Annotated in this window: 12 protein-coding genes; all 12 read right to left on the bottom strand. The window is 38.2% G+C overall.

What is annotated here, in order from left to right:
• Positions 1 to 2 precede the first annotated feature (2 nt).
• The 12 genes from LNP23_RS10945 to LNP23_RS10890 all read right to left on the bottom strand — a co-directional run bounded on the left by LNP23_RS10945 (position 3) and on the right by LNP23_RS10890 (position 14,195).
• Positions 3 to 497 carry a hypothetical protein gene (locus tag LNP23_RS10945; RefSeq protein WP_230004911.1) on the bottom strand — a complete coding sequence of 165 codons (495 nt, stop codon included), beginning with the start codon at positions 495 to 497 and terminating at the stop codon, positions 3 to 5.
• A gap of 14 nt (positions 498 to 511) precedes the next feature.
• Positions 512 to 1,120 (bottom strand): conjugative transposon protein TraK, encoded by a 609-nt coding sequence (traK, locus tag LNP23_RS10940; RefSeq protein WP_230004910.1) that lies wholly within the window; start codon positions 1,118 to 1,120, stop codon positions 512 to 514.
• 29 nt (positions 1,121 to 1,149) lie between these two features.
• On the bottom strand, positions 1,150 to 2,346 hold the full coding sequence (gene traJ, locus LNP23_RS10935; protein ID WP_230004909.1) for a conjugative transposon protein TraJ: 1,197 nt from the start codon (positions 2,344 to 2,346) through the stop codon (positions 1,150 to 1,152).
• A gap of 12 nt (positions 2,347 to 2,358) precedes the next feature.
• On the bottom strand, positions 2,359 to 2,994 hold the full coding sequence (locus LNP23_RS10930; RefSeq protein WP_230004908.1) for a TerB family tellurite resistance protein: 636 nt from the start codon (positions 2,992 to 2,994) through the stop codon (positions 2,359 to 2,361).
• Complete coding sequence (locus LNP23_RS10925) at positions 2,991 to 3,620, bottom strand: hypothetical protein (protein ID WP_230004907.1); 630 nt, start codon at positions 3,618 to 3,620, stop codon at positions 2,991 to 2,993. Before LNP23_RS10925 ends, LNP23_RS10930 begins: the two co-directional genes overlap by 4 nt.
• Before the next feature lie 15 nt (positions 3,621 to 3,635).
• The gene (locus LNP23_RS10920) at positions 3,636 to 4,322 is read right to left on the bottom strand and encodes a conjugal transfer protein TraI (protein WP_230004906.1); all 687 of its coding nucleotides are present in this window, start codon (positions 4,320 to 4,322) and stop codon (positions 3,636 to 3,638) included.
• A 30-nt stretch (positions 4,323 to 4,352) separates the two neighbouring features.
• The gene (locus tag LNP23_RS10915; protein ID WP_230004905.1) at positions 4,353 to 6,815 is read right to left on the bottom strand and encodes a TraG family conjugative transposon ATPase; all 2,463 of its coding nucleotides are present in this window, start codon (positions 6,813 to 6,815) and stop codon (positions 4,353 to 4,355) included.
• A 40-nt stretch (positions 6,816 to 6,855) separates the two neighbouring features.
• A complete protein-coding gene (locus tag LNP23_RS10910; protein ID WP_230004904.1) occupies positions 6,856 to 7,173 on the bottom strand; it encodes a DUF4133 domain-containing protein in 318 nt (105 codons plus the stop codon).
• Between the two features lie 10 nt (positions 7,174 to 7,183).
• Positions 7,184 to 12,754 (bottom strand): Eco57I restriction-modification methylase domain-containing protein, encoded by a 5,571-nt coding sequence (locus LNP23_RS10905; protein ID WP_230004903.1) that lies wholly within the window; start codon positions 12,752 to 12,754, stop codon positions 7,184 to 7,186.
• Positions 12,755 to 12,792: 38 nt separating this feature from the next.
• Positions 12,793 to 13,221 carry a DUF1896 family protein gene (locus LNP23_RS10900; RefSeq protein WP_230004902.1) on the bottom strand — a complete coding sequence of 143 codons (429 nt, stop codon included), beginning with the start codon at positions 13,219 to 13,221 and terminating at the stop codon, positions 12,793 to 12,795.
• A gap of 11 nt (positions 13,222 to 13,232) precedes the next feature.
• Positions 13,233 to 13,577 carry a DUF4134 domain-containing protein gene (locus LNP23_RS10895; protein WP_428979173.1) on the bottom strand — a complete coding sequence of 115 codons (345 nt, stop codon included), beginning with the start codon at positions 13,575 to 13,577 and terminating at the stop codon, positions 13,233 to 13,235.
• 138 nt (positions 13,578 to 13,715) lie between these two features.
• On the bottom strand, positions 13,716 to 14,195 hold the full coding sequence (locus LNP23_RS10890) for a hypothetical protein (RefSeq protein ID WP_230004901.1): 480 nt from the start codon (positions 14,193 to 14,195) through the stop codon (positions 13,716 to 13,718).
• Positions 14,196 to 14,214 lie beyond the last annotated feature (19 nt).

Below are 14,214 nucleotides of genomic sequence, written 5' to 3'. Positions count from 1 at the left end.
TATTAATTTTTAAGATGTGAGTAATAATAATTTTCTATTATTGTTAGACTGTCCAGAAGTCCAGGACGGTGTAACACAATACTGTCATGCGTTCTTTTTCCTGTCGGACTGCGCCCCAGACTATCCATATACCTCCGAAAACTTGTGATTTTTTCAAATTCAGTTTCGCTGATAATTGTATTGAGTTCAAGAGGCTTTTCTTTTGTGGGTAACAGATTGGTTGATTTGGTAATCGGAGTTAATGTTATATTTCTATTTTTATTACCTGAAAAACTATTAACAATCAGGCATATACTGCAGCCAGTTGTAAATACTGTAAAACACAACAGAATCACAATCCAGTTAAGACGTGTAAAATGAGCTGTTTTACGTTCAAGCCAATTGGCGCATTTATACTGCAATCGCAGATTAGCCTGGTCAAACTTTTGGCATAGATTATTTTTAGCAGTTGCAAGAACATCGCTTTTTTTGCTAATTCGTTTAAAAAAGAGTTTCATGATGTACAGCTTTATTATTTTCTGTTTTCAGTACTTATATCGCGATTCTCAATAGTATTCCATCGCTCGATTAAAAAGCCATGCGGATTGTTGTCGCTTCGAGATACATTACGAAGGTTGCCTTCAGTTATCAGGTTTCGATGGGCAATGCTGGTGGTGCGGATGATATTTTGAGTAGCATAACACCGGAATCCATACGGATAGTTGTTAAGGTCAATAGTCACACTGTCAATCTGTATCGTCTGGCTGACATTCCCTGATATAATTCCGGAGTAATAGCCGTTTTCCTTTAAATCGTCATAGACCCGTTTGGCACTGTCATCGGCCAGATAAAGAGCCTTTGTTACATTGCTTTTAATGACTTTGTCATCCGGGTCAAGTGTAAAAAACAGCTTATGGAACGTTTTTACATGATCTCTAGCTTCGACTGGAATATTATCTTTTCGGTCTGAAGCGTAGGCTTCAAGTGCTTTTCCATTAGCCAGTATATAAACCTTATTTTGCATTTGAGACACCAGCGAGAAACTCTTATAAAGTGAAAAGCAGCTAATTAAAATGCAGCCTGTAATGACCAGAATGGTAAATCCGCGAACATGCCGAAAAGCAGTATCAATATTTTTCATTTTGCTAAACATAAACTTTGAATTTAGGGTTAAGATTTACCTTTTAATTTATCGGCCATATAATTATCCTTGTCCTTGAAGTAAGGAGCAGAATTACCGGAATCAGACATGCTTTGATACATACGACCGGCAGCATTCCCCATTGCATCTGCGGCCATTGTAGTTCCTTGAGATGTAGTATTGACAAGGGAAGTTGTAGAATTACTAAACATACTGGTTACTTTTTGTCCGAGTGCTCCACCGCCTCCGGCATGAACAATGTAATTGGCAACAGAAGGGACAGTGAAATAACCTATAATTCCAATAATCATAAAGACCAGATAGGCAATATCAGTCCTGCTAAAGAAAGTATTACCGTATTCACCCGCTTGTGCGATATCAATTTTGAGCATATTCTCCTGAATTTTTCCGATAATACTTCCAAATATATTAGCCACAGGGAGCCACAGATAGATATTTATGTAACGTGCCAGCCAGACGGTAAGGGTGTGTTGGAAACCATCGAAGACCGAAATGCCAAAAACGATTGGACCTAAAATAGAAAGTACCACCAATTGAAAAGTTCTCAGCGTATCGATGCATAGGGAAGCAGATTCAAATAATACACGCAGTACCTCGCTCATCAATTCTTTTACTGAATTGCGAAAATTATAAGAGGCTTTGCTCATCGCAAATTTGATGTCATTCCCAATACCGTCCAGCATTCCCTGACCACTTGGATCTGCATCATCATGGGTATAGCGGTACCATTTGTCCTGATCGCCGCTTCCTGTCGAACCCACATACATTTTCCAGGGATCTGTTTCTTTGAGCGCCTCTTCTTTTTCTTTAAGCAGTCTTTCAATCGCTTTATTCGATCCCTCTACCATTGCAGCAGTTGCGGTAACAGTAGGTTTCATGACACCATTAATCATATACAGGACAGAGGGGAAAATCATAATGCAAAACCCGATAACAAAAGGACGAAAGAGCGGATAGAAATCTATGGGTTCAGCACTCGCAATATGCCTCCAGACTCTTGAGGCGATATACCACATCGCTGCAAAACCGGCAAGACCTTGACCGACGCCAATGAGATTACTGCACAAAGGCATCATTTCATCATACAATTGTTCCAATACACTATGCAGACCATTCATGTCGTCTGCAATTCCTTGTGCCTGTATCGTAAATGGCAATATCATTGCAAGAAGAACAAGTATTATTTGCTTATTTATCTTTATCATGAGAGTGGATATTTAGTTATTTAACTTATAAATATTGCGCATTGCCTGAGTATCATTACGCTCTTTGGCACGTTGCAAACCCAGTACAGCCGTATTGTTGTTGAAGTTTCTCAGGAACAAAAGTTTGTCCTGCATATCTGTATATATTTTGTCAATAGAGGTCAGCCTTTCATCATCTGACATTCGCATTTTATTAGCGGTAATCACCGAAGTCAATTCATCAAGATTTCTAAGACTTTGCTTAAAAAGATTATCATACACTCTTTCGAGATAGGCGATTTCTTCAGGATTAAAATTTTTACTATCCCTAAAGCGGTTAAAAGCAGACTTATATTCTTTTACCAGCAGCACCTGATAATTAACAATATCTCCTATACGCTTGTAATTCTTAACTGTTGGACTAACCTGCATCAGTGCATCCAAAAATGTTTCATGAAGGCTGAAATTTCCCTCTGACAAATCCTTCACTGTATTATAACCGCCGCTAAGTATTTCATATCCTTTTTTCATATCCTTTAGAATCTGTTTGAACTGGGCCAATTTCTCTATGTTCAAAATCAACTGTTGGATTTCCTGTTTTTGGGCTGTTACTTTAGACGGAAATAAAAAAAGAATAAATACAGTTCCTATAATCAGTAATTTTTTCATGGCAAATCAGTATTTATGCCGTTTAGGATACGGCTGTTTTTAGCGTCTTTTAATTCGTTTGCTTTTGATACAGCCAGGACTTTAGTTTGATTACTGAAACTCTCACAAAAAGTATAATTATCAAGCATACTCTGGTAGATCATATCAATGCGTTTCACTCTCTCATCATCTTTCATTTCGAGTTGTCCGTCCATGATGATTGTTAAAAGCTCATCCAAATTGGTATCACAATTTTTGATTAATCGTTCAAATACCCTTTTGATATAATCGATTTCATCTCCATGAAACAAATCATCCTGCCGAATTTGCTGATAAAAGCCTTTATAGCTTTTCATGATTTTAATCTGGAGGGCTATAATTTCCGTTACCCTTGCATACTTTTTTATTTTGGGATTGACCGCCTTTAAGGAACTCAGGTAATCTTTATGAAGATTAAATTCTCCGCGTTTGAAATCTCCTATGGTGTTGAGCCCTTTTTTGACTATGGAATAGCCTTTTTGAGCATATCCGATATACACTTGCAGGGCTGCAATTTGCTGTAAAAGCATCCTTTGCTGTTTGGCTTGGGCCTGAAGATGCCCTGTAGTGAGCGCAGTAATAAGCACTAGTAAAAATATCTTTTTCATGATTTTTTAGATTGTTTACGGAATTCCGTAAAATTGTTTGATGGATTTGACATCATGCTCTGTTTTGGCTCTTTGAAGACTCAGCAGTATGTTTTGTCTATTGAATAGTGTCAAGTCATCATAATTGGCATCAATCTGATCTGCAGCACTGTTTATAATTTCTAGTCTTTTGGCATCACTCATCTGAGTAGTAAAAGAATCCAAGACCAGGAAAATCTGATCGATATTTTTCAGGCTTTCATCTAATATTCCCGAGTACACACTTTGCATATAATTGAGTTCACTTGCATTAAAATGAGCATCCTTTTGAAACAAGCTCCAAACTCTTTCATATTCATCAACCAAACGAACCTGCTTTTTACTGATGTCCTTGATACGCTGGTAATAGGTAATGATAGATTTGACTTTTGCCAGTTCCTCGTAATAATTCCTATAGAGCTCTTTTTGTTTTTGTGTCCATTCGGATATCTCATCCAATTTTAGTTTGGATAAGATATTTTCGATTTTTTTCTGTGCATTCTGAAGCCAGATCGTTTTGTTTTGCAGTTTTTGAATCCTTAGGTCAATAGCCTTAATTACCTTTTTGGCAACCGCTTTTACGATTTCTAAAATCGGTATTGCTGCAACTGTTGTCGGTCTTGCCGGAGTGCTGATCAGTAAAAAGCACAACAGGCAAATCATGATTTTCTTCTTTGTTTTCATAAGTAGTGTAGTTTAGTTTTCATAATTTTTTTATGCTCTTAAGTCATTGGCAAGTGCTGCAATCCCTTTTCTGATATCACCATCAAATTTCTTAGCATACGCCTGTACTTTTACTTTTTCAGTTTCTTCGGTTGTGTAGGCGTAATATTCCTCAAGGGATACCTCTGTGCGGTATACTTTCGACTGCATGCCTCCAAGTGAGATGAATACTTCTTTGTATTTCTTATTAGGATCATTGGCTTTGTTTACCGAGAGTACGAGTGCTTTTTCTTTGTCGGTAAGTCCAAGCAGCTCCTGGATTTGCTCAAACTTATTTTGGTACTTGCTCTGGTCCAGCAATATCTTGCAGTCACTGTTATTAATGATAGCCTGCTTGACCACTGGCGAGGATATAATATCTTCGACTTCCTGAGTCACTACTATGGCTTCACCAAAGAATTTACGCACGGTCTTAAACAAATACTTTATGTATTCCGACATACCTTCCTTGGCAATGGCTTTCCAAGCTTCTTCAATCAGGATCATTTTACGGACTCCTTTGAGTTTACGCATCTTACTGATGAAGACTTCCATGATGATGATAGTTACCACGGGAAAGAGTATCGGATGGTCTTTGATGTTATCGAGTTCAAAAACAATAAAGCGTTCTTTTAATAGATCCAGATTCTCAGTAGCATTTAAGAGGTAATCAAATTCACCTCCTTTGTAGTAAGGACGAAGCACATAAAGGAAATTATTCACATCAAAATCCTTTTCCTTTACCTTGTCGCCCTCCAAAATGGTTACAAAATCATTCTTCAGAAATTCATAAAAAGTGTCAAAACAGGGAAATAACTCAGAATTGCTATCTAACTTTTCATAATACAATTGAAGCGCATTGGACAGTGCTACATACTCACTTCGATTGAAGGTTTCATTGTCTTTTTTCCAGAGTGCCAGGAGTAATGTTTTAATACTTTCTTTTTTCTCGGTATCGAGTATATCACCTTCGCTGATATAAAATGGATTGAATCGGATTGGATTTTTTTCATCATAAGTAAAGTAATACCCATTAACCATATCACACAGTCCCTTGTAGCTATGTCCTACGTCAACAAGTACAATATGCGTTCCCTGCTCATAGTAACTTCTGACCATATGGTTGGTAAAAAAGGACTTTCCGCTTCCAGATGGGCCCAGTATAAATTTGTTCCGATTGGTACAAATACCCATATTAACTGGCTCATCACTAATATCCACATGAACAGGTTTTCCAGTCAAGCGATCTCCCAATCGAATTCCAATTGGACTCATGGAAGAGCGGTAACCTGTTTCCAGATTCAAAAAACAGGTTGCTTGTTCCGTAAACGTATCAAAAGTGTCATTCATTGGGAAATCTGCAGAATTACCGGGAATTCCTGCCCAGAAAATCTGTGCAGCGCCCACTGTCTCTTGTTTAGCAGCTGCATCCATCTGAGCTAAGGCGGAAGACACCTTGTTCTTTAAATCTTTGAGTTCTTCTTTATTGTCCGTCCAAATCAATACATTAAAATGTGCTTTGACTGGCAGTCTCTGCTGGCTAATAGCCTCGTTAAGGAAATCATTAGTGGCATCACGGGCAATCAAATTCTCCCTGCTATAGGCTGATAAGGACTGTAATCGTAGTCTTTTACTTTCAAGTTTTTGCAAAGTTTTTTGAAAATCCTCTATGAAAATGTACTGGTTATAAATGTGGTTACAGGATAACAATTGACCCAAAGTTGAAGCAAATCCAATACTGAATTTGGTTTTATCGGTGGAATAGCGGTCATAATTAATTCGGGAACCACATAAGGCGGGCAGATCAGCTGCATCTCCCAAAGTATAAATCTGGCAATGCTTGTCGCCGACCTGCAAACCGTCATCAAAAGCAATGTCCTTAAAAATAAATGAGTTTTCCTTTTCAGAAAGAAAACAATAACGCTCTATAATCCCAATTTTTCTGCTGTGGCTTCGAAGATCCTCATTACCAAGACGGGTGAGCTTTACAAAACCACTGTCTTCCAATATGCGTCTGAATTGTCCAGTACTATCAACAAATTCTTGGCGTACTTGTGCCTTCAGTGTTTCTTCCGGAACAATTGAGTTCCTAATTAAATTAGAAAATAAGGAACTGGACGTTTTTCTGCCTGCGGGTTTTTTGGTCAGGAAAATATAACACGAATGATCCAGAAATGGTCGTTCATTAAAAAATCGCTCACTGCTGCGGGTCAGAAAACTAGAGTCTTCACTTGTAAAATCCGGCTCAAACTTACTGTCTATAAACCAATCCTGCTTGTGAAACACGCTAAATTTTGGAAGTAACTTTATGGCTTTGAGCCATGCCTGATGGAACGCTTCGTATTCCTGATCCGACAAAGTAAATATTTCGGGCAGTTCTGCTTTGAATACCACTGTTACATCTCCTTGTTTGGATAGGATGCAATCGTGCTCTACATCCATAATCGGTAAAATATCATCTATCATCTTTTCCATCTTCATTTTTATTTACCACTCATTTCATTTTGAGCAAATTTTATTTTCGCATAATAAATACCTTCCTGCTCTGGGATTTCACTGCTTTGAGAACCTGACGTTTTGCGAGTGCTTTCATCATTCCATGTTCGCCGTATTGCTGGCTCATCTTATATATTTTCAAAACCCATAATGTCCCCGAAATACCAATTATTGCTATGCAGATAAGTGAAGGCAGTCCGGCTATGTACATAATGGCAAACAGTATCATGAGCACAATAACACCACCGCCCAAATACCAGATGTATTGTGCTTTTAATCCCTTAAACTGGATACTTTGGTTTATTCCCTTGTTGATTTGATAGACACTGTTTGACATAGTATTTATTTTAAAATTTCATTCTGTTGCTGCGTCTCATTTCCGAAAAAGAGCGCTCCTGCCATTTATCAGTGTTACTTTCGGCAGTTGTGCAACCCTTTGATTCTTCAACGTTCTTTATTGGCAGTTGAATTACCGGCACTGTATCCGTTAATTTGGTTTCATTACTCAGACTAGTATCTTGTGGATTGGCTTCCTTTAATTGGTTCTCCTGAATTTTTAGGGCTATTTCCCTTTCCAAACTAGAGAGATCACTTTTCATTTTTTGCAGCTCATGCTCCTGGCTAAATACTCTTGTGGTTAATTGCTGTAAATCCGGCAGCTGGTTTTCAATATCATTCAGGGACTTTTGATACTTTTCCTTGAGATTTTCCACCTTATCAATTGCATTAAGAAAATGGCGGGCTGCCAATTTTGGATTGTCCACATTTGGAGTTCCTCCATTGGAAGTATATTTAATGCCATCCTCCAAACGTTGCGCGTAAAAGCTGTTAGAATAGCGGTATTGGTACAAACCATCATTTTGAAAGGCTTCACGTTCTCTTTTTATATAGAGTCCAAAATCATATAATTGTCCAATCTGCTTGGCCTGATTTTCACCTTCAGGCGGCTTCCAGTTTTTGTAAAGCAGGATAATTTCTTTGCCGATACTTTCCGGATCTGCTGTCTTGCAGTCATACAACTGTATAGGATTCGCTTTGGAACCATCGGGTTCATATTTCAAACGCTCTTTATAATAGCTGTGATCTGCAGTTAGTTTCTCCAGTGTTTTAGTTGTGATTCCCTTTTCTTCCATTAGGTATTCAACCTGATATTTAGTTCTGGAAATTTCCTTGTAATGGGCTTTTTTAAGGCTTTCCATTACCGTTACTTTTTTCTCCAATTTTGATTTTTCCAGTAAAGAAGTATCTCCTGATAATACTGCGATGTATTCCGAAAAGTTCATTCCGCTCTGCTCATCCATGGCTCCCTCATCAATAGTCCTGACATTAAGTTCACAGTTTTTCATCTGACTGATAAAAGTCTGTTTGTTCTTCAAAAGGTTGAATTTGTAATTGTCTAATGACTTCTCGGTCGCATAGACGAAATTCTTTACTGTATTGCCATAATGCTGTTTGGCAACTTCGTTCCCTTGTCTGCTGCCTCGGCCGTTGCGTTGTCCCAGATCTGATGGTCTCCAGGGAATATCCATATGATGCATAGCTACCACACGCTTTTGTACATTAAGACCCGTTCCTGCTTTTTCTGTACTACCTAAAAGAATACGTATTTCGCCTGTATTCATTTTAGAAAACAATTCTGGTTTCTTTTTATCGGTCCAATCGTGTATATAGGTAATCTCATGAGCTGGGATATTAAAATCCCTTACCAGTTTTTCTTTAAGGGCATCGTACATATTAAAGGCATCCGGCTTCGGCGTGCCTATATCCGAAAAAACAATCTGTGTGCCTTTATGCACCATGGAAGCATGATAAATTTCAGCCACATTTCTGGCGCATGTATTGACTTTATTATTCGGGTGATCACCATATTCTTCATTTATCAGCCTCATATCGGCAGCCATCTTTTTAGCGTAATTAGTAGCGATCAGCATCCTGCCTTTATCTTCCTGTGAAGTAAGAGGTTCTCTATCTATAAGTGTTGCATTACCTGTTTTTGCAAACTGCATGAGCTGGGTAATAAACTCGCTTTGTTCAGGTGTTGGGCTGATATTGACAAGTTGTTCCTTAATTTCAGGTTTATCCAGATCAATATGTTTTGCTGTTTTGTAATCGGTAATCTCATTATAAAACAATGCTAGTTCCGGAACTTTTATAAAATGGCGAAAACGCTCCTTGGCAATAATTTCATTGGTGACCGAAAATTCAAAATCAGTTGTTTTTCTGGCAAAGACAGCTGCCCATCCGTCAAAGTTTTCAATACGCTGACGCTCCATTTCTTTAGGTCGCAGGTATTTGAAAAGCAGGTACATTTCGGTAAGACTATTGGAAATTGGAGTACCCGAAAGAAACGTTACACACAAATCCGAATCGAATTTTTCCTGCAGTGTACGTACCGCAAATAACATATTAAGCGCCTTTTGGCTTCCCTGCATATTTCCAATTCCGGCAACACGGTCATGACGGGTAGTGAAAGTCAGGTTTTTGAATTTGTGAGATTCATCTACAAACAAATGATCAATCCCCATTTCTTTAAAGTTGATACCGCTGTCCTTTTTATCTTCTATATCTTTGAGCAGTGTTTTTAATTTACCGTCCAGATTATTTTTTCGTATTTCAAGACCTTTTAATATTTTTTTGGAGATATCGCCTCCCAGATCTCTGGCCGTATCAAGATCCCGTTCTATATTATCTAGTTCATTTTGTAAGATCTCTTTTTGTATTTCCGGTGACTGCGGAATTTTACCAAACTGATCGTGGGTTAAAATGATACAGTCCCAATTGTTATTTTTAATCTCATGGAAAAGTCTCATTCTTTTGGCCGGAGTAAAGTCATTTTCACCAGGTGCTAAAATCCGGGCATTGGGATAAGCCTTTCGATAGGTTGCAGCAATTTGATTCACATTAGCATTCAATGCCAGTATTGCAGGTTTATGAATAATCCCTAATCGTTTCATTTCACTGGCAGCCACAATCATGGTTAGTGTCTTTCCAAGCCCAACCTCATGATCAATTAAAGCGCCACGGTTTTGAATAATACGCCATGCCGCATTTTTCTGAGAGCTGTATAGGTCTTCAATCTCCAGGGCTTTTTTATCCAGACCGGAAAAGCTCAGATGACTTCCGTCATACTCGCGTAATACATAACAATTGAACGTATTGTTATATAGGCTCTCTAGTTCGTTTTTATCACTTATTGGCAATTCCTGCAGCCACTCAATAAAGCCATTACGAATGTTCTCAATTTTTTGATGTGCAAGTTGTATAGCTTCATTATCCGGCAATCGTATCGGTTTGCCTGATGGTCCATCTACCTCATAGGTAAAAAAGGGAGCTGTATTTTCAAGCGCATGCTCCAATATCGTGTAACCATAAGTGGTTCTTCCGCTTTTGGGAGTTACCGAAAATTCTCTGTCTATTTTGGTATTGTGTCCTGTACTTACTTTAAAGGTATCCAGTGATGGGAAGTAATTAATTTCTGTTGGCTGGTCAAATAATTTTCCGGCAAAACTTTCATAGTATCGGTTGGGAATCCATCGTTCTCCAAGGTTAAAATCGAGCAATTCAAAAGGGATACGCTCTGGTTGTACTTTTTCCAGTGCCTGCAATCCTTTATAATATTGTGTGTTTTCAGGATATAAGTCAACAGCCTGTTTAGCCTGCTGTAGCTTTTCCACGACATTTCCGCTTAAATAGAGGTCTGAAGTTTGCCAATCCTGACCTGTAGGATTCAAGTAGATATGATAGTTCAGACGCTCTATCGCCTCGTTTTCTTCAAGCCCGGTTGCAGCGGTTATAAATCCCAGATCCACACTTCCGATTTCATTCAGACTGCGAGCTAAGGCTTCAATCGGATCGTCTGTGTGATAGCGTTCCTGCTGTTTTACTATAGATTCGCTTAAAATATCGGACTTCGCATAACGTTCTCCTTCTTTGCGTTCCAATGAAGAAAGAATGGTGAAACCAAAAGCAGAATCCTGCATGATTAACCTGCGGTTCTCAGCACCGTTCAGAATACCATAGTGTGAAACAAATTTGATATACTGCTCATCCAGATTTCTCCGAGTTTCATTACTTGCTGTTTTGTCTGATTGCTCTTTCTCAAACAGTTTCAGATAATTATCCCGAATAGAAATATAGGAATCGTAAAATTTCAGATTGCCTTGTGTTGCTAATGGTTGGAAAAAAGCTTGTTTGTGTTCATGATTTATATCACTGATGACTCCAACGGCATCTCCAAGTCGAACCAGTGTTCCTTCTTTGTAAAACGGTTTGAATGAAAGATCTTCTTCATAAAGCTGTCTTTCAAGGTTAAAGGCCGATTCAAGGGTTTGGTCTCCTTCATAAATATACTTGTGTTTGTAATATTGAAGGGTATTGGATAAAGCCAGTAATTCATGTGGCAGTAATCCGCCATTCATCCAATTGGCTGAAAAGCCATCTATTTCTTTTATATTAGAATATAATTTATACAAATACCGATTGGACTTGTTTTGTTTGGCAGCAATTAGCACAACGTTTTCATGTGATGGATTATCAGTGTTGCGTATGGTGCTCAGTATTCGTGCTGTTTTTTTATCTACTACCGTTTCATCAAGAGGATTGATGTAATCCATCGCACGGTTAATGTTCTCCGCAGGTACAGTATCAAATAAGCCAAGTTGGACAGAAATACCGCTTGCTTCACTCTCAGGCATGGGTAAATAAGTGAATTTTGGTCCAATTACTTCAGCGGGCTGAACTATCTCCGTTTTTTGAGCCTTCTCAAAGCTTTCCTGGTTAAAGTTTTCTTTTAGTCCTTTGGTGATATTTTCTCCAAGAAGGTTTCCAATAGAATTAATATCCCCATTTTGTCTTACACTTTGGTGCGCCTGTCCGTATTGGTTTTTACCGGCTTGTATTTCATTTCCAATGATGAGCTCGGGTTTATTATGCAGGTATTTATTAATATTGTATTTTCCAAATTCATTTTCGAGTTCAACAGTTTTTAGCAGCTCATTTTCATGGTCAGATAGCGTTTTTTTATGCTCATTTTTTTGGACAATAATCAAATGATTAGGAGCATCTGTATTTCCTGTTTCTTTCATCAGATTATCAGGCATAACTGCTATACTTACAAAATCTGCATTTTGAAAAAGATACTCGCGGACACTCTGATTGGAAGGACTGTTTAAAAAACCATCTGTCGTTATGTATGCCATAAGACCACCATCAGCGAGTTTATCCAGTCCTTTTGCAAAAAAGTAATTGTGGATTTTTCCTGAAATGGCTTTATCTGGATAGGCTTCGTCATAAACAGAAAAATTACCAAAAGGAATATTGCTGACCACAAGATCATAACTGCCGTTATCATTTATTGGAGCTTCTTCCAGCCTTATTACATGAGTGGTGTTTTTGGTTGAAAGTGTACTGTTTAATGCAGAAAGCACCAGTCCGCTCAATCGGTCTTTTTCGACAGCGGTAATTTGTTCCAAATTTTGGAAAGCCTTTTCTGCTTCAGTAATAAAAATTCCTGATCCTGCTGATGGTTCGTATAACCTTTTAGGATTAATACCTTGTTTTTCCAAAGCAGTGTACAAAGTTTTGGGTACAATATCCGGTGTATAAAATGCCGTAAGCACACTGTTTCGTAGAGAAGAAACAACACCGTTGTAATCCTTTTCAGAATAATGTTCCTGCAACAATTCATGCAGGCGTGTCATCTCTGGATGCAGTTTCAGATCTTCTTTAGTAGCTCCAGATTTTATCCAGTCTTCGGCAGAGCCATGTGGATATAGAATAGCCTTGAGTCCTCCAAAGCCGGTATATGCCTTAAGGGCAGCAACTGCTTCTTCCGATAAAGCATCACCTTGCTGCCATTGCATTGCAATGGTAATCGCCTCAATATTGGCACTTAGTTTTTGGGATAGATTGTAAGCCATAATTACTCCTTTTCATACTTCACACTGCTATAAATAGCTCAAATCACATAGTCAGCAATCTGACCTATAAGGGCATTTCTCAAATTGGGATCTTCTTCATTTTCTTTTGTAAAACCAATGGTTTCAAAAATGGGCTTGCAGCTTTCCATAAGGTTGATTACCTCATAGGTAAGGATACCTGATTCCTGAAAAGCGGCGTAGGTTTTCTCAAACTCATCTGAAAGCAGGGAGCGGATATATAAAAAGCGGGAAGGTCTCAGATCTTCTGTAAGTACATTGAGACAGATTTCTTCGATGATATATTGAGGTGTACCATCAGATAACATATCGTCTAGTATGGATTTCACACTACTTATTTTCTCATTTAGATAATCCAATACACTGTAATCTTCCTGAAGTGTAAACATCAAATCTGGATTATTATGGATAATGTAAAACCATAACTTTTCTTTGAGCAGCTCTTCCATGATGACCGATTTTAGATCCCAAAGAAGGATTTGATTACGGTAGCTACTACCACCAGAAAAACACAGCTTCCAAACCAGGCTGCCGCTACTTTTCCGGTATCGGGATCACCTGCGTTCCATTTTTGATATACTTTCACAGCGCCTATCAGTCCCAATAATGCTCCTACCGCATACATTAGTTCCGTTCCGGCATCAAAATAACTTCGTACTTGTTGGTTGGCTTCATTGATTCCCGCCAGACCATCCTGAGCGTAGGTTTCATAACTGATCACAAAAAGGATTTGTACCAGAAACATACAGATACTATTTGTTTTTTGCTCAATAAACTTTTTAAAATTCCAGTTCCATTTTTTCATCGCACATTATTTTTAAAGTTTAAAAATTCAGATAAAAAACGGAGGTGTAGCCGCTGTCTCAGTTCCACTTTCCTGTTACATCTGCCTTACTGCGCTGGGATGGACAGGGGCAATTCCTCCGTTAAATTGTTTTAGAGTTTATTCCCAAAGGGCTTCTGCTTCCTTCTGAGTTAAATTGATCGATTCGAGTTTGTCACATTCTGAAACTATCAACTCACTTACTGAGGAATTAAAAGGGGAATTTTTCACTGAAGGAAATTCTCTTAGGAGAAGCTGCAGATAATAGGTAAATTCTTTTTGGACTAATTTTTTCTTTGCGGCATCTGCGATAAAAGTTTTTAATCGTGCCACCAAAGCATCAACGTCCTGAAAGGTAGTATCAAACTCTCCGAAGGAAGCTTGTTCTGAAATTTCTTCAGGTAACTCTTGGTCTTTTAATTCAAATTTAGGGTCTTGGTAATTTGGGTTTTCAAAGCCACGAAATTGAAGTTTTCGCTTTCCTGTTATAATTTCTTTGAGTTCATCAAAATAAAATCGAAATCCAACAAATAAATACCAGCTTGCCAATAGCAGAATAACTACAACTATGTAATTACCCCATGAAATGTTTGTAAACATACCTCATCATTTTATCGTT

It is taken from the genome of Flavobacterium cupriresistens (assembly GCF_020911925.1).
In the GTDB taxonomy this organism is placed as follows: Bacteria; Bacteroidota; Bacteroidia; order Flavobacteriales; family Flavobacteriaceae; genus Flavobacterium; species Flavobacterium cupriresistens.
The sequence above is the reverse complement of the archived record's forward strand: the minus strand, read 5'-3'. Positions and strand labels throughout refer to the sequence as shown.